At 49.9% G+C, this 15,357-nt stretch carries 13 protein-coding genes; 6 read left to right on the top strand and 7 right to left on the bottom strand.

Annotated elements, in window-relative coordinates; all coding sequences use genetic code 11:
• Window positions 1–95: 95 nt before the first annotated feature.
• Together H7A02_05880 and H7A02_05875 are read right to left on the bottom strand one after the other, a co-directional pair.
• A complete protein-coding gene (locus H7A02_05880; GenBank protein MCP5171779.1) occupies window positions 96–3,563 on the bottom strand; it encodes a UvrD-helicase domain-containing protein in 3,468 nt (1,155 codons plus the stop codon).
• A complete protein-coding gene (locus H7A02_05875; protein MCP5171778.1) occupies window positions 3,497–6,175 on the bottom strand; it encodes a PD-(D/E)XK nuclease family protein in 2,679 nt (892 codons plus the stop codon). The genes H7A02_05880 and H7A02_05875 overlap by 67 nt, the downstream gene beginning before the upstream one ends.
• Before the next feature lie 131 nt (window positions 6,176–6,306).
• Here H7A02_05875 and H7A02_05870 point away from each other — a divergent pair, with 131 nt between their 5' ends.
• The 3 genes from H7A02_05870 to H7A02_05860 are packed head-to-tail and all read left to right on the top strand — an operon-like array spanning window position 6,307 to window position 9,550.
• Window positions 6,307–7,125 carry an NUDIX domain-containing protein gene (locus H7A02_05870; protein ID MCP5171777.1) on the top strand — a complete coding sequence of 273 codons (819 nt, stop codon included), beginning with the start codon at window positions 6,307–6,309 and terminating at the stop codon, window positions 7,123–7,125.
• Window positions 7,126–7,179: 54 nt separating this feature from the next.
• Entirely contained in the window at window positions 7,180–8,433 is a 1,254-nt protein-coding gene (locus H7A02_05865) for a DNA recombination protein RmuC (protein MCP5171776.1), read from the top strand.
• 25 nt (window positions 8,434–8,458) lie between these two features.
• Window positions 8,459–9,550 (top strand): DUF481 domain-containing protein, encoded by a 1,092-nt coding sequence (locus H7A02_05860; protein ID MCP5171775.1) that lies wholly within the window; start codon window positions 8,459–8,461, stop codon window positions 9,548–9,550.
• Window positions 9,551–9,571: 21 nt separating this feature from the next.
• On the opposite strand, the gene trmA is transcribed toward H7A02_05860, so the two are convergent.
• Window positions 9,572–10,654 carry a tRNA (uridine(54)-C5)-methyltransferase TrmA gene (gene trmA / locus H7A02_05855; GenBank protein ID MCP5171774.1) on the bottom strand — a complete coding sequence of 361 codons (1,083 nt, stop codon included), beginning with the start codon at window positions 10,652–10,654 and terminating at the stop codon, window positions 9,572–9,574.
• 101 nt (window positions 10,655–10,755) lie between these two features.
• Here trmA and H7A02_05850 point away from each other — a divergent pair, with 101 nt between their 5' ends.
• Both H7A02_05850 and H7A02_05845 read left to right on the top strand, forming a co-directional pair.
• Entirely contained in the window at window positions 10,756–11,166 is a 411-nt protein-coding gene (locus H7A02_05850) for a YjbQ family protein (GenBank protein MCP5171773.1), read from the top strand.
• 177 nt (window positions 11,167–11,343) lie between these two features.
• Window positions 11,344–11,898, top strand: coding sequence for a hypothetical protein (locus H7A02_05845; GenBank protein ID MCP5171772.1), 555 nt, complete (start codon window positions 11,344–11,346; stop codon window positions 11,896–11,898).
• Between the two features lie 49 nt (window positions 11,899–11,947).
• On the opposite strand, the gene H7A02_05840 is transcribed toward H7A02_05845, so the two are convergent.
• The 3 genes from H7A02_05840 to H7A02_05830 are packed head-to-tail and all read right to left on the bottom strand — an operon-like array spanning window position 11,948 to window position 13,414.
• The gene (locus H7A02_05840) at window positions 11,948–12,337 is read right to left on the bottom strand and encodes a 4a-hydroxytetrahydrobiopterin dehydratase (protein ID MCP5171771.1); all 390 of its coding nucleotides are present in this window, start codon (window positions 12,335–12,337) and stop codon (window positions 11,948–11,950) included.
• Window positions 12,338–12,388: 51 nt separating this feature from the next.
• Window positions 12,389–12,697, bottom strand: a complete 309-nt coding sequence (locus H7A02_05835) for a TusE/DsrC/DsvC family sulfur relay protein (GenBank protein ID MCP5171770.1) — start codon at window positions 12,695–12,697, stop codon at window positions 12,389–12,391.
• Between the two features lie 39 nt (window positions 12,698–12,736).
• Entirely contained in the window at window positions 12,737–13,414 is a 678-nt protein-coding gene (locus H7A02_05830; GenBank protein ID MCP5171769.1) for a Bax inhibitor-1/YccA family protein, read from the bottom strand.
• Between the two features lie 159 nt (window positions 13,415–13,573).
• Between H7A02_05830 and H7A02_05825 the strand changes: the two genes are divergently transcribed.
• On the top strand, window positions 13,574–14,062 hold the full coding sequence (locus tag H7A02_05825) for a hypothetical protein (GenBank protein ID MCP5171768.1): 489 nt from the start codon (window positions 13,574–13,576) through the stop codon (window positions 14,060–14,062).
• A 42-nt stretch (window positions 14,063–14,104) separates the two neighbouring features.
• Here H7A02_05825 and H7A02_05820 read toward each other — a convergent pair whose 3' ends face one another.
• The gene (locus H7A02_05820) at window positions 14,105–15,355 is read right to left on the bottom strand and encodes a patatin-like phospholipase family protein (GenBank protein MCP5171767.1); all 1,251 of its coding nucleotides are present in this window, start codon (window positions 15,353–15,355) and stop codon (window positions 14,105–14,107) included.
• Window positions 15,356–15,357 lie beyond the last annotated feature (2 nt).

Below are 15,357 nucleotides of genomic sequence, written 5' to 3'. Positions count from 1 at the left end.
TCGAGAATTGTGGAATATTGAGAATTGACAGAAATTTCAATAATAGAGGGGAACATAAATACAATTAAAGAGTAAAAGGGTGGTTTACTCTGGCCCTACTGCCCCTCAAAGACTTCGAAAATACTGGAAAATGGAAAGTAAAGAGCTGTTCTTACTGGCAATGATTCCAATTGCCTGAACAGCTTTTCATAAAGCGCCAGCTGGTGGCGATAAGTGCTTTTCTGTTGAGCGAGAAATGCATCTACTGACTCGTTCTCATCAGGCTGAGAGCTTTTGTAATCGACTACCCAGCGAATACCGTTATCAATAAAGGTTCGATCGATAATGGCTGTGCGTGGTTGCTGTTCCTCATCAAGGTAGCCAAGCGGCAGCTCACACTGGCTGTGCTGGTGCTGGTGATCAAGGAGCCACTGTGCCTTGGGATCATTCAACATCGTGATAACAGCCTGCTGTAGTTTGATCAGTGCCTGTTCGGTGTTGGTCATTCCCAAATATCGAAGCTGAAGGTCCCATGCGGTCAGGCGTTGAGTCACCGTTTGCGTGCTCCATGAGTGAACACCTTCATAGGTTATTTGTTTGAGAATACGGTGCAGAACGGTGCCGGTATGACGGGCATCACTGTTAAGTGTCTCGATAACAACAGCGGACGATGATCCTGTTTTTTGTGGGGGATTCTGAATGTCACGCAGTTTTGCCACCACTGTATTCTGTTGCCAGTTCGCGGATAGCCGGTGTATGTGCGTGAAACGGGTCTTGGTATACTCCCGCTCTTCGGTCGTATCGACAAATTGATGGGTACTGACACAGGGGTGACGTTGTTGGACTGCCGACTCCATCCAGGGCCACAATCTGGCCAGCAGGCTATTGTTGGCCGGTTTTTTTCCGGTTCTGATATTAAAAAGCAGGTGTAGTTTGCTGATAGCCCGGGTTGCCCCCACATAGATAACGCGGGTGCTCTCAAGTCGGTTTTTTTCCTTTGTTTCCTGTTGCAAGTGCCGGTAGAGGGGGTCTTTATCATCGCCACTGGCTTGCAGGGGGCCAATTAATAATTGTTGTTGTCCTTTTTGCGTGATCCTTTCTCGCCACATTAGCAATTGTTGTTTGTCGTTACCTCCGCTGCGATTCAGGCCCGGAATAATGACAGTGTCAAACTCGAGCCCCTTGGCTTTGTGGATGGTCATAATCTGAAGGCTGCTATCAGCAACAGGATCTGGGGCCGCATACAGGGCGGTGACTGCTTGCTCAAAGGTTGGCCAATCGGTGATTGGATTGTGTCCTTCCAACAGATCGAAATACTGCAGGCAGTGGTCCATATCTGCTGGTTGGCGCAGGGCTGAAGGTCCGCCCAATGCCTGCCAGACGCTTTCAACCCAGTTGCGTAACGGCAGACGCTGCCGTTGTTGCCAGGCGGGAATGATCACGTCGCTAATACGCTGAAGAATTTTTTTTCCGGACTCAGAGAGTTCACTGACCTGCTGGTAGTGCATTAACTGTAATAGCAGCAATGGGTATCTGCTGGCAGTAGCAGGGCTTTCGGTGATGGGTGTATTGGCCAGGTAATAAAGGTCGTACAGGTCCAGTCCGCACCAGGGCGCGCGCAAGATCGAAAGCCAGGCGATGCGATCTGCCGGAGAGAGCAGGGCGCGGGTGAGCGACATCAGATCGATGACCGGCATTCGCTGAGCCAGAGGATCAATGTCCGAAGCCTGCCAGCGGTGCCCGGCCTGATGGAGCGCAGGCAGGATATTCTCAAGATGCCTTCGGTTGCGCACCAGAATGGCAATCGAACCCTTTGGGTTTTCCAGCCTGGCCTCACTGACCAGCTCCACTATACGGGTTGCTTCGGCAATATGGTCGGGATGGTCAAAAAAAGCGTCCACCGTGACAGCGTTGCCGTCCAGTGCTGGGTGAAAGGGTGTAGCCGGGGCGTAACAAACGGCACCACGAGCGATATTGTCCCGCGACGGGAAAGCCAGTTTAAAAACGTCATTCACCCAGTCAATAATCCCGGCCTGGGAGCGGAAGTTAACCTGCAAATCCAGAGGCGTCAGTTCAATATTGCCTATTGGTTGGCTGCGGGCTTCCAGAAACAGGCCCACATTGGCATTCCTAAAGCCGTAAAGCGATTGCATACCATCGCCAACGATAAACAGGCTGCGACCATCACCGATCTGCCAGCCCTGAGTCAGCAGGCGAAGTATGTCGAATTGTATGGACGAAGTGTCCTGGAATTCATCAATCAGAATATGCTGAATGCGATAATCGAGGCTCAATGTCAGATCTGTCGGGTTATCCTGGTCGCCAAGTGCTCGCTGGGCCGCCAAGGTGATTTCGGTGAAGTCACAACAGCTTTCCTGCTGAAAGTGCAATTGCAGTTGAGCAGCCAGCGCAGGTAATAATTTTGTGAGCGCATCCAGTGTTTGCCATTGGCTGTCAGAGTATTGCTCAGAGGGCAGATAGCGTACTTCGAGTAATGTGTCCAACAGTCCTGACTGGTCGCGACACCAGCTTAGCAAATCCCGAAAAGCCGTTTTACGCAGCTCACCGAATTCGGGGTCGTCTTTTGCTGTTGGAAAACCGAGCTTGATATTGATACCCCGATCAGTGCGCCAACCGGGATCGCTGTCGCTGGCTGTGATTAACAGATTCACCAGTCCCTGCCACTGCGCCATAGCCTCCGCGGTACAAGGGGGCAGCCCGGTCAGGCCGAGGCAGTTGCAAACAGTGGATTCGGATGCTCTGTTCACAAGGTTCTGTGCAGCGTAGTCCGCCAGCAAACAGAGGTCGCTCGCGACTGGTTGCAACTGCGCAGCAAGGGTTTCCAGTGTTTCCTGAATGGTTTGCTGCAGAAATTGCTCAAGGTAGGGCCTGGCGTCTCTGGCACTGATCAGATGCTGCAGCCACTGTTCGCGTTTTTCCAGCAGGCCGATTAACAACTGCTCCAGTTTATTGAGGTTATTGTCCAGGTGTTGCAAAAGCGTTCCTACCGCGTCGCCCAGATAGCCATTTCTGTTGAGCTGGTTTAACAGAAACTCACTGGCAGCCTCGCGGTAATGAGGGGCGGGTTGGTCCAGCGGTTCACTGGTTGTATTCAAACCACTTTCCAGACTGAGCTGTTGTGCGAGGTTTCGGCAAAAGCCATCGATAGTCTGTATTCGCAAACGATTAGGAGACTGTAATAACTGCCAGTTTTTTTTGGCATCCTGCTGTAAGGCTTCACGGGCAAGTTGCCATGTCTGGTAAGCGTGGGGTTGTTCCGGGGGGATATCTTCGCGGGCCAGTTGCAGGGCGGCGATAATGCGCTGGGTCATTTCTCCGGCGGCTTTGCGGGTGAAGGTCAGGCAGAGAATTTCTTCGGGTTTATCAACCTGGGCCAGCAACTTCAATACGCGCTGGGTCAGTAGCTCGGTTTTGCCGGAGCCTGCCGGTGCGGACACCGCAAAAGACTGGTTCGGATCGAGGGCTTGCTGGCGCTGATGATGATCGGTAATGGTGGTCAAGATTCTATCTCTGATGCGGTGTATTCCGGCCAGCGGTTTAACGGCAGTAATTCCGCCTGCCATTGGGCTACCGCGCGATTGTAAAAGCAGACCTCGGCATCGCCACGTTTAAATTCGTCAGCCAGTTGTGCCAGTTCGGTGCGCCATTGAAGCCGTAATTCGTGCCAGCCGTTCGGGTTGTTGTCCGTGTTGATAACAGTTAATCCCGGTGCGATGCTGTCCTGACCAGTCACACCGATAAAACATTGCTGCTCGGCATTAATGGCGGCAAATGCAATGCCGACAACCTCTTCTCCGCTGCTCAGGGCGTAGAGTGGTAATTGTGGTTGTTCCGGGCGTTCACCCATCCAGCTACTGATACCGGGATTGCCTGTTTTGTAGTCGATAATAAATTGTTTGTCATTTTCCAGAAGGTCTACCCGGTCAATCCGTAAACTCATCGGTAAATCGGCAAATACAATGTCGTGATGTGCCTCAATCTCTTTAATACGGAACGGTGAGCGCTGTTTTTCCAGTTCCAGCCAGCGCTTCAGCAACCGCTGAAGACGCTGGGTTTCCAGCCGGGTAAACCGTTCGCCCAGCAGTTCCGGGTGACTTTGCTGCCAGCGGGATAGGCTGTCAGTGATAGCAGCATTCAGTAGCTGATCGAGTTGTTGTTCTGTCAGCCGTAGAAGACTTTTCTGGTCTTTTAGTTGATACCAGATGTACTCCAGGCAAAGGTGTAACAGTGAACCTCTGTCCCTTGCACTTAGTCCCAGGCCAGGTTCCGGAGGGCTGTGGGCACCCAGGCGGTAACGGGCGAAAGCATTAAAAGGGCAGGCGGCCTGTGTGTCGAAAATGGCACTGCCACCTTTAACGGGTTGATTGGTCATTGGCAACGCCGGGCCACGGCTGCAGTCCACTTGTTCAAGTAGTGCCGGTTGATACAAGGCCTCTTGAGCATCGCCATTTTCCAGCAACTGCTCAATGTTGATGTTGCCGATGTTCTCTATTAAGGGGGTACAGGATAGTTGGCGGTCTTTGTCTTTAAGGCTGTAGCTGAAGACAACCTCGGCTGCGTTACAGAGATAGCCGTCGATCTGTTCCTGAGCGAGCTGCAGTTCCTTTTCCGGGCTTGAACGGGGTGTCCGGTATTCCCGCTGGATAGATGTGCCAAGCAACGGGTGAGGCTGGCAGGGTTGTGGCCACTGCCTGTCGTTCATTCCGATAACCCAGAGGTGATCAAAACGCAGCTCTGCAGATTCCAGCAGACCCAGGATCTGGATGGGAGAATCCGGCGTTTCTGGTTGAAAAACTGTCTGTCTGGCAAATTGTTGCAGATGGCGCAAGGCTTCGTATAAATCAACTTCAATGCGCAACTGGTCCAGTGCCGAGAACTGCTCTATCAGTTGTAGCCAGTGTTGCTGTTGCTGGTATTCGATGCTGTCCAGCGTGCGGTCTCCGGGCCAGTTCGTGGCGCGGAGTTGTTCGCAGAACAGTGTGGCCCAGCCACTGAAGTTGTTTCGGGTGGCGGACTGTCGTCGCAGCGCTTCAAATTGTTCCAGACCGGCGGCGAGTGCCGGGGTGCTGCCATCTTCCCTATACAGGTCTGCCGCCCGGGAAAGCTGGTAACGGAATTCGCTGGTGCGGATTCTGAATTTAGCCAGGTTGCGTAACTGCTCCTCAGCTGTTGCCCGAACAGGCAGATTGTCCTCACCCCAAAAGAAACTGTTCAACAACTGGCAGCAATCGCTCAGGGCTTGCTCGTTTCTGTTCAGGTTGAGCAATGCCATGGCTGTCATCACCATGGGCGTTTCGGCCAATGGAATACCGGCACTAATATTAAAGGGCGGCGTGATTGACGAGAAGGTTTGTTGTCGGTTATCCGGTAGTAGATGTTTGAGAAAGATGCGTTCGACCTGGGGGCGCAGGCGAGCCAGGTCCGGAACGACAATGCCTATTCGACAATCGGGTTCGGCAGCAACTGTTCTGGCTGCCCATGTTGCAGCCACCTGCAACTCCTGTATTTCGTCGGGGAGGCCGATTTTTCTGGCGCAAGTCGAGTTCACAGGTTGTTCTCTGACCGGAATTTCCAGTTCCCGGCAAGCGCTTATTAACAGCTTGTGGTAGAGAGGTGGCAGGGTTTGAAAGCCTACGGTCAGTATCCGTTGGTGCCGTGTTAGTTGTCCCCCGGTCATGATTTCTTTCAGCTGCAAGGCGCAATCACTGAGTGTTATCAGGTGGCGCTGAGACATTAAGTCACGAAAATTTGATATCCAGCGAAATAAATGCGGGGCATCGGTGGTCAATATTGCGTCGGGGATTTGCCATTGCTGAATAATGGTATAACCCTGCTGCGCTGAACTGGCATAGGAGGAAGGAACCACCAGCGGAGGGCGATGAGGATCTGTAGTAATTGCCAGCTCCCAAAGTATCCTTTCCTGCTGTGGTGAGACGGGCAAGTGATGGCAGCAAGGAGCTATTCCGGCATCACAACAGTGCTGCCAGTTTTCGAGCAACCAACTTTCCAACGAGTGGACTTCGGGTGGGTGCCAGGTCTTGAACCCCTGGTCGACCTGATGCTTACCCCAAGCCTGATGAATTTTGCTGGCCAGGCGATTGTTGGCGGTAATAATCAGGGCTCCGGATTCGATGGCACTCGTCAGAGTGCCGATATCAAAAAGAGGTCGCAGCATATAACAAGAAAAATTGTGTTGGACTTGCTGTCGGCTGGTCGCGACAGGTTCTGGTTGCTTTGGTTGCTTTGGTTGTAGTCATGCGGCAATCATCGCACAATGAACGCCACGATAAAACGGAATACCGGATAGTGAATCAGTCAATTAAAATTCCCGTCGCCAGCCAGCCGAGACCTTCTGCCAGCATTATTTTACTGCGTGAGGGTGAGCAGGATGTTGAACTGTTTGTGGTAAGGCGCAATCAACAAATGCGCTTTGCTCCCGGTGCTACGGCATTCCCCGGCGGCGCTCTGGACAGGCAGGATATTGAGTTTGCCAAAAAATTGGATGCAGATGACCCGTTGTTACCCTACCGTATTAATGCTATTCGGGAATTGTTTGAAGAAACCGGTTTGTTACTGGCTTCAGATCGCACTGGAAATTTTTTGTCTGCCGCTGAAACGGCTGTGTTGTCCCATTACAGAAAGGCGTTAGTGGATGATCTGTTGAGTTTCGAACAGTTTGTCAGCCAAGAGCAATTGGTGCTGGAGATAGACAGCCTGGTTCATTTTGCCAGGTGGGTGGCGCCAGCAGTGGTAAAACCACGGTTTGAGACGGATTTCTTTCTGGCCCTGGAGCCGGGAGATCAACAGGGCCAATACGATCCGGGTGAACTGGATGCGGCTTACTGGAGCCCTCTGGGTATGTTGATGCAACAACTGCAGCAGGGTGAAATAAACATGGTATTTCCCACGGAAATGAACTGCCTTCGCCTTATGCAGCACAGCACCGTAGAGCAACTGATGTCTGAGCTGGCCCAGCCTGCGCCAGTGATTAGAACGGTTGCGGAAGAAACACCGGAAGGAATTTTTCTTTGTACTCCCCCCGAAGCCGGTGTGGGCGAGCAAAGACGGAAATTTCAGGGAGCGAGGGTTTCGGGCCAGAAATCAGACACGGATAAAACAACGTAATCTTTTCTTGCGCACGGCAGTGTTTACCACTGACGTCATTGGTAGAATGCAGTCATGAATCTTTCAATCACATATGACCACGTAATTTTTTTGCTGCTCGGGTTAGTGGTTGGCGGTGTTTTTGCTTTTTTGATTAGCCGTTTGCTTAATAGTCGCAAACTGGCGGACATAATGGCCCAGTCAAAATCTGATATAGCCGTGCTGGAGACCCGGTTAAATGCCGACAAAATCCGTTATGAAGAGCAGCTTGAATTACTGCGACAGGCACGTGCGAACCTGACGCAGGAGTTTGAAAATCTTGCTAATCGAATTTTTGATGATAAACAGGAAAAATTTGCCCGACAAAGCAAACAGGCGCTGGATATTTCTATTGATCCTCTGCGCCGGGAGATTGGTGATTTTCGCAAGAAAGTTGAAGATGCCTACGATAAGGAAAATGCTGAACGCAATAAGCTGCTGGGGCAGGTAGTGGAATTACAGAAACAGGCTCAACGTGTTGGTGAAGATGCCATTCAACTCGCCAATGCCCTGAAAGGTGACAGCAAATTTCAGGGTAACTGGGGTGAGGTAGTTCTGGAGCGCTTGCTGGAAGAGTCCGGGTTAAGCAAGGGGCGTGAATATGAAACTCAGGTTTCGTTGAAGGATGAGGAAGGGCGACGCAGGAATCCTGATGTGATTGTACACCTGCCGGATCAGCGGGATATCGTTATTGACGCCAAGGTGTCGTTAACAGATTACGAACGCTATTGCCGGGCCGATTCTAAAGAGGAACAGCAATTGTTTCTTAAGCAGCATTCGCAATCTATCCGTACTCATATTGCGGGTTTGAGTCGCAAAGCTTACGAACAGCTTGAAGGTGTCAATACACTCGATTTTGTGCTGATTTTTGTTCCGGTTGAGGCTGCCTTTATGTTGGCGCTGCAGAACGATCACACCCTGTTTCGGGATGCTTACGATAAAGGCATTATTCTGGTAAGCCCCAGTACGCTGCTGGCGACCTTGCGCACCATCCACAATATCTGGCGCTACGAAGATCAGAACCGCAATGCCGAGAAAATTGCTGCCGAAGCGGGCAAGCTGTACGACCAACTGGTATTGGTGGTGGAATCACTGGATGAGGTAGGACGCCACATTGACAAAAGTCATGATGCCTGGCTGCAAACCCGCCGCCGACTGGTGGAAGGGCGTGGTAATCTGGTGAAAAAATTTGAAGACATCAAGCAACTCGGTGCTCGTTCAAAACGGCAGTTGCCGGAGGATTTGATTGTGGAATCCGAGCATCAGGAACAACAACAGAAACTCAAATAATCATTTATTCTTCGAGAGTGCAACCATGAATAAAACTGTGTTGCCGGGCCTCTTTTTCTCCCTGGTATTGACAATATTCCTGCCGTCTGCCGGAGCTGAACCTGTTGTCTGGTCTGGTGACAATGATCCTTCGCCCCGGCAGCATGACTGGGTCAGGCTAACCTCTGATGAGTGGTTGAAAGGAAAAGTGGTTGCGCTTTACGACGATGAACTTGAGTTTGTCAGTGCCAAGCTGGGGAAGCTGACGCTTAAATGGGCAGATATTGCCGAGCTTCGTACTGCCAAAACACAGACATTGCGAACGACTGATGGGCAGGTGTTAGAAGGCAGACTGTTGATCAATCAGCAAAATATTGATGTATTAACATCGGAGAAGTCACAGCAGATTCCGCGCCGGCAGCTGGTTTCTATTCCTGCAGCAGAGAAACCGACCGAAAGTCCCTGGAAGCGGTCAGTGAGTTTTGGGCTGGATGTTCGTAGCGGCAATACTGACCAGCTTGATTATGTGACAGATATTGAATTAAAACGAATTACCGGAAGCTCTCGCTGGTTGACGGATTACACGGCCAGTTTCAGTGAAACGGATAATGTTGAAACAGGCAACAGCCACCTGTTAAGCAGTTCGTTTGACTGGTTTCTTTCCGATAAACTGTTTCTCCGGCTGCCTGACGTCGAATATTTCAGAGATCCATTTCAAAACATTGAGAACAGGGTCACCGCCGGTATTGCTTTGGGTTACAAATTGTTGGCGAAAAAACGGGTGAGCTGGGATGTTACCGCAGGTCCGAGTTATCAGTACACCGTTTTTGATGAAGTTCCGGAAGGGCGTGACGACAGTGAATCTTCGGCAGTGTTTGCGCTAGGAACCCGTTACGAAATCGCGCTGACGTCAAATATTGATTACGATTTTCGGTATAACCTGAAAGTAGTTGATGAAAATGTTGGCAAGATGATTCACTACCTTGAAACCGGTATATCTGTTGGTTTGCTGAACAACCTCGATCTCAATGTGAAACTTTATATGGATCGAGTTGAAGAGCCGCAAATGAGTCGTGATGGCAGTCGCCCTGACAGTGATGATTTGCGGTTGTCTGTTGGTGTCAATTACGATTTTTAGTACGGATGTCGCTGGGCAGCATCATCTTTTTTTCAACAGTGCTCCACACTCCAGGTGATGGGTGTAAGGAAACTGGTCGAACACGGCGAATTGTTGCACCTGATGACTTTTGTTGAGGGTGTCCAGATTCTCTTTCAGCGTGTCCGGGTTACAGGAAATATAAATGATATTGTCGAATTTGCTTACCAGTTCAAGAGTCTCGTCATCAAGCCCGGCGCGCGGTGGATCGACAAAGACAGTGCTGAAATTATAATTGTTGAGTGCTATTTCCCTAAGGCGTCGAAATGGGCGCACATTGTTCAAGGCCTGGGTAATTTCTTCACTGGACATTCGCACAACCACAATATTGTGGATTCCGTTTGCCTGAAAATTATGCTGTGCCGAGCGTACGGAAATTTTCGATATTTCAGTGGCCAGAACTTTTTCAAAGTTCTCTGCCAGTACGCAGGTAAAGTTGCCGTTACCGCAGTATAGCTCGAGTAAATCGCCGCCGAGATTCCGACTACAATTGAGCGCCCAGGCGAGCATCTTTTCATTCACTCTGGCGTTTGGTTGGGTAAAACTGTTTTCAATCTGCTGATAACTGTACTGTCTACCGCCGACCTGCAGTCGCTCGGTGATGTAGTCTTTATCCAGCACTACTTTCTGCTTGCGGCTGCGGCCTATGATACCAGTAGAGAGCTTGGCAGACAGCGTTTTCGCTTCTGTTCTCCACTGTTCGTTCAGTGGTTTGTGGTAGATGAGCGTGATCAACACTTCGCCGCTCAATGAAGACAAAAACTCGACGCTAAACAGACGTTTACTCAGTACGGGGCTGGCATTGATTTCGCTTAACAGTGCAGGCATTAATTGATTGATGAGTTTCGACGCAATCGGGAAATTATCAATCCTGTAAGGACGTTTTTCGCCGGGCCGGTTCATAGCGTAATGTGCCTGGCCATCTTCGTGCCAGATGCGGAATTCTGCCCGCATCCGAAAATTCAGCGGTTCGGATGCCAGAACACTGATTTGCGGTAATTCGAGTCCGGCAAACTGGTTTTTTAGCCGTTCGAGCTTGTGCTTCAGTTGTTGTTGGTAATTGTCGGGGTCGATAGTATTCAGCATGCTTTAACCCAAAAAGTGTTCAGCTTGAGTGAGCGGGGCGGGCATTATACTGGAACAGCTGCATTGGTTAATATTGCATTGAGTATTTGAGGAGAGTCCTTTTGATTTATGAGTGTGACATTAAGGTTGTCGGCCAGGGACTGCACGACATCACCGCCCGGGTTGCCACTCAGGTTTTGCAGTCAGGTGTGGATGAAGGTTTGTGCAGTCTCTTTATTCAGCACACATCAGCGAGTCTATTGATTCAGGAGAATTATGACCCATCGGCAAAAGCAGACCTTGAAAACTGGTTGAATCGACTGGTGCCGGAAAACGATCCAGTGTACAGCCATACCCTTGAAGGTCCGGACGATATGCCCGCTCATATCAAATCGGCGTTAACGGCAACTTCCCTCTCAATTCCTGTCATCAATGGAAAACTGGCACTGGGCACATGGCAAGGCATTTTCCTGTGGGAACACCGACACCAGGCTTGCCAACGCAAATTGCTGATACATCTGCTTAATAACTAAAAAACCATTGAATATAAATTTTTATTGCTAATTATTCTATCTGTGATTGGCTGGTGCGTACCTTTGTGACGATACTTGCAAGGTGGTTGGGCTATTTCTTTCACATACGTTACGCGTCAACCATACTGACGGTGGGTATAAAGGTCACCACAATCAATAGAACACAAGGAGTGGCTTATGAATCGACACTATTTTGTCAGTGGTAACCTGGACGAACTGGAAAATATCAGCAGGGAACTGGAGAGCAAAGATATCACTGCACTGCAGACCCATGTACTGACGCTTGATGATGCTGCTTTGGTAGGGCGTGGCTTGCATCAGGTGCCGTCATTTATGAAAAGCGATGCTGTTCGCTCTGCGTTGAAGGCCTCGGTTTTTGGCTTAATTACCGCGCTGCTGGTGATTCTTGTTGCTTATTTGATGGATCTGCCAGAGCAGGTGGGCTGGCTGCCATTTATTTTTTTGGCAGTTGTCTTAATGGGTTTTATCACCTGGGAGGGTGGCATGTGGGGTGTGCAGGAACCCAATGCGCATTTCAAACGCTTCCAGGAAGTACTGGCGGAAGGAAAGTATGTTTTTTATGTTGAAGTAAAAGAAGATCAGGAAAGCGCTCTTAAGCTCGTTATCGACAACCACCCTGATCTGGAGCATGCCGGTACAGAAGCGGTGCCAACCGACCTGGTTCTTAGTGTAGAAAGCGGTGTTTCAAAGTTTGCAAAATGGGGGCCCTGACAGGCTTTCGTGATACCAGAAATGGTGTTGGTTTTCCGAGGTAGCCTCTTTAAAGGGAGCTGTTTGTTTCAAGAAGCTGATCTGTTTTTGCCGCAGCAATGAAATCGTTGCGGTGTAGCCCTTGAATCTTGTGGGTCCACCAGGTAACTGAAACGTGGCCCCATTCCAGCAAAATAGCGGGGTGGTGGTTGGCGGTTTCGGCGAAACTCCCTAACCGGTTCGTGAACCTCAGCGCTTCGGCAAAATTTCTGAAGTGAAAGGTTTTCGTTAGTTGCATGACACCATCAATGGTTTGCATACTCCATCCCGGCAATTGTGTTAATAAAACGGGTATTTCCTGCTCCGGCACTTTTGGTGAGTCTGCGCGGCAGGCCTCGCATTGTTCTGATGCAAGTGATGGTTGCGCAATCTGTTTTTTTTCAGGATGGATTTCAGTCATAAAGGGCCCATTATTCAATGGAGTATAGTTGAAAACCGTTATTGCTTCAGGCTAAAGGCAGTCTTTGGGTTTTGGTAATCCCGCAATTTTTGCCGCAACCCGGGCCGGACTGGGGGGGAACAGTTGCATCATGTAAATACTGCGCCCCTTACTGATATCCAGGTGAGTGGCGATATATTTAAGCAGTGGGCGCATGGAGGGGGAAAAGCCGTATTCGGCATAAAATGATCGGGCGATATACAGTATTTCAATATGCTCAGGTGTCAGGCGAATATCTTCTTCATTAGCAAGCTGCCTGGCCAGAGATTCTGACCAGGCAGCAAGATTGGCTAAATAATTTTTTTCGGATACCACTCTCAGTAAAATCGCCTTTTATTGAGTGGTGACACTCGGTTGCAATTAGTCGTCAGCAAAGCCAATCAGGTGGAGCAGGCTGGTGAAAACGTTATAGATCATCACGTAAAGCGTGACGGTAGCGGATATGTAATTTTTCTCACCGCCGTGGATGATAGCACTGGTCTGCCACATGATAAGGCCGGAACAAACCACCAGGAATACACAGGAAATAGCCAATGAAAGTCCCTGAATCTGGAGGAAGTAATTGGCAATAGCGGCAATAAAGGCCACCAGAATGCCGGTCATCAAGAAGCCGGTCATAAAAGACAGTTCTTTGCGGGTAACCAGTACATAGCCGGAGCAGGCAAAGAAGATGATAGCGGTGCCGCCCAGGGCCATTAATATGGGCTCTGCGCCGGAAGTTGCCAGATAGAAGTTGAGAATGGGGCCAAGAGTGAAGCCCATCCACCCTGTGAGTGCAAATACCCAGAGCAGGCCCATTGCATTGTTTTTATTTTTCTCTGTGAGCCAGAGAAAAGCGATATAGGGCAGTAACATCCACAAACCCATGAAGGGCGCGTTGATCGCCATGGCTATGCCAGCAGTTACTGCACTAAAGGTGATAGTAAGAGCTAACAGGGCGTAGGTGTTGCGTAATACCTTGCTGACCTCACCGCTTAAAGCCGTGGATACAATACCACTCTGGTGATCAGTTGTTCGGTTTACAGGTTGTTGTTGCATGGTTTTTCCTCAAATGACATGGTCAAAGCTTGGACATATGTTACCTGTAGATGGTTTCAAATCAAGTAAACAATTGTGGCAGTTGGTTTGCTCGTAAATCGCCAGTAAACTCGCGCCTCCGATAGCGTAATTTTTTGATAGCAACTGAGAGTGGATTTAATGAAACAAACGGCAAACCTGAAAATAGAGAATGAGCGTCTGTTGACGCTGGCAGGCAATTTACTGAATAGTTATTTTATACAGGCCAATAAGGAACTGGGGAAAAAGCGTTTCAAGGAAATTGATGACGGCAAAGCCGTTCGGCTGGGATCTCTGGAAGGTGGCGATGGAAAAATGCAGGTGAATCTGAAATTGTCACTGGACGCTTCAGAATTTCGCGGCCATCTGACGTTTCACTTGTTTGTGCAGGCTCTTACTTCAATGCTTAAAAATTACAGTCATTATTTGCCGAATAAAAAGAAAGCGCCATTCTTTACCAACGATCAGGCCGGCGCCGGTATTTTTCTGGTTCCCGGAATTATCGAAAGTGACGGGCAAGCCAATATGCTGGTTCTGGGGGTAGAGACAGGAGGGGATAGCCTGAATCTGAAATTACAGTTTATTGATCCCGAGCAGTTTCGCAAAGAATCGCCGGAAGAGCAGGCGTAAGCCGGAAACGGGGGGCTAACCTGCCTCGGGATAGTGGCCGAATTAGTGTGAACAGGCCGTCGTCTGATCGGTTTGCTCCCGGCATGGCTCTATCTGTAGCTTGCCGTCTGTATCGTCGGACGTGTTCAGGTTGAAAAAGGTACGAATATCCTCGGCCTGTTTCATACCGTCGCGGTAACCAAGCTCCACCAGTTTCCGGCAGAACCCTCTGGAAAACAGTAAATAACTGGCGGCACTGATACCGCCGCCATGTGCTGTCGCACCCGTCAATCGCAAGAAGGCCCTAATGCTGTAGGGCAGTTCTTTAATGTAGTCAGCGGCGAGCTCATCAATTGGGTCAGAGGGTGAAATGGCCAGGTATTTCACTGGGCGAAGTGTTTCAATTCCGCCTGCAGCCCGCTCTTCAGGGCTAAGACGATCTGCCAGCTGGTTAACCATTTCCAGTGTTTCAAGATCACTTTCAATCGAGTCAATAAAGGCTGTGTTAAACATGTGACCGATGATTTGCGCGATGGACGGTGAGTGACGAATGAACTGATGTGGTTTTTTATGGATGGGATTGTCGCTGACGCCAATCACAAAAACCTTGTCGGCGCCCAAGTGCAGGGCGGGGCTTATGGGTTTGAGCTGACGTATGGCACCATCGCCATAGAAGCCATCTGCAATTTTGCGGGCAGGGAACAGTGTTGGAATAGCGGAGGATGCCATTAGATGGTCAACCGTTAAGCCGGTTCTGACGCCAACACGTCGCGATCTCTCCCAGGGTTGCAGATCGCCGCGTCCCTGAAAAAAACAGACGGATTGCCCGTTGGTGTAGCTCATGGCTGTAACACTTACCGCTTGCAGCTCACCGCTGGCAATAGCTTCATCCACATGACGAAAACGGACATAGTCTTTCAATAGTTCACGCAGAGGTTCGTTGTCCAGCAGGGCTTTTGGCTCTCCAAGGGCATAGCCGCTATTGAGAAAAGAGAACAGCATTTTGATGCTGTTTTTCAACACCCCCCAGGTGTCTGTGCGATATACATTCTCAGGCCCCAGGTTGTTCCATATGGTTTCCAGCTTGCGGATCCTGAGTCGGAAATGGCCAGCCCTGCCAGCAATTGCCAGTGCGTTGATCGAACCGGCGGAAGTGCCGCAAATAATGGGGAAGGGGTTGCAGACATTTTTGGGCAGGATCTCTGCGACAGCTTTGAGAACGCCCACTTGATAGGCAGCCCTGGCACCACCACCTGAAAGAATCAGTCCGGTTGTTCCTTTTCTTACAGGTGTTTTCTCAGTTTTTACTGTCATTG

Source organism: Pseudomonadales bacterium (assembly GCA_024234435.1).
Classification (GTDB): domain Bacteria; phylum Pseudomonadota; class Gammaproteobacteria; order Pseudomonadales; family Porticoccaceae; genus JACKOF01.
The sequence above is the reverse complement of the archived record's forward strand: the minus strand, read 5'-3'. Positions and strand labels throughout refer to the sequence as shown.

Excerpts from the sequence above, each read along its gene's own strand:
- H7A02_05880 (MCP5171779.1), bottom strand. The coding sequence starts at position 3,563 with ATGGCAGGCGGAATTACTGCCGTTAAACCGCTGGCCGGAATACACCGC.
- H7A02_05875 (MCP5171778.1), bottom strand. The coding sequence starts at position 6,175 with ATGCTGCGACCTCTTTTTGATATCGGCACTCTGACGAGTGCCATCGAA.
- H7A02_05865 (MCP5171776.1), top strand. The coding sequence starts at position 7,180 with ATGAATCTTTCAATCACATATGACCACGTAATTTTTTTGCTGCTCGGG.
- H7A02_05860 (MCP5171775.1), top strand. The coding sequence starts at position 8,459 with ATGAATAAAACTGTGTTGCCGGGCCTCTTTTTCTCCCTGGTATTGACA.
- trmA (MCP5171774.1), bottom strand. The coding sequence starts at position 10,654 with ATGCTGAATACTATCGACCCCGACAATTACCAACAACAACTGAAGCAC.
- H7A02_05845 (MCP5171772.1), top strand. The coding sequence starts at position 11,344 with ATGAATCGACACTATTTTGTCAGTGGTAACCTGGACGAACTGGAAAAT.
- H7A02_05840 (MCP5171771.1), bottom strand. The coding sequence starts at position 12,337 with ATGACTGAAATCCATCCTGAAAAAAAACAGATTGCGCAACCATCACTT.
- H7A02_05830 (MCP5171769.1), bottom strand. The coding sequence starts at position 13,414 with ATGCAACAACAACCTGTAAACCGAACAACTGATCACCAGAGTGGTATT.
- H7A02_05825 (MCP5171768.1), top strand. The coding sequence starts at position 13,574 with ATGAAACAAACGGCAAACCTGAAAATAGAGAATGAGCGTCTGTTGACG.
- H7A02_05820 (MCP5171767.1), bottom strand. The coding sequence starts at position 15,355 with ATGACAGTAAAAACTGAGAAAACACCTGTAAGAAAAGGAACAACCGGA.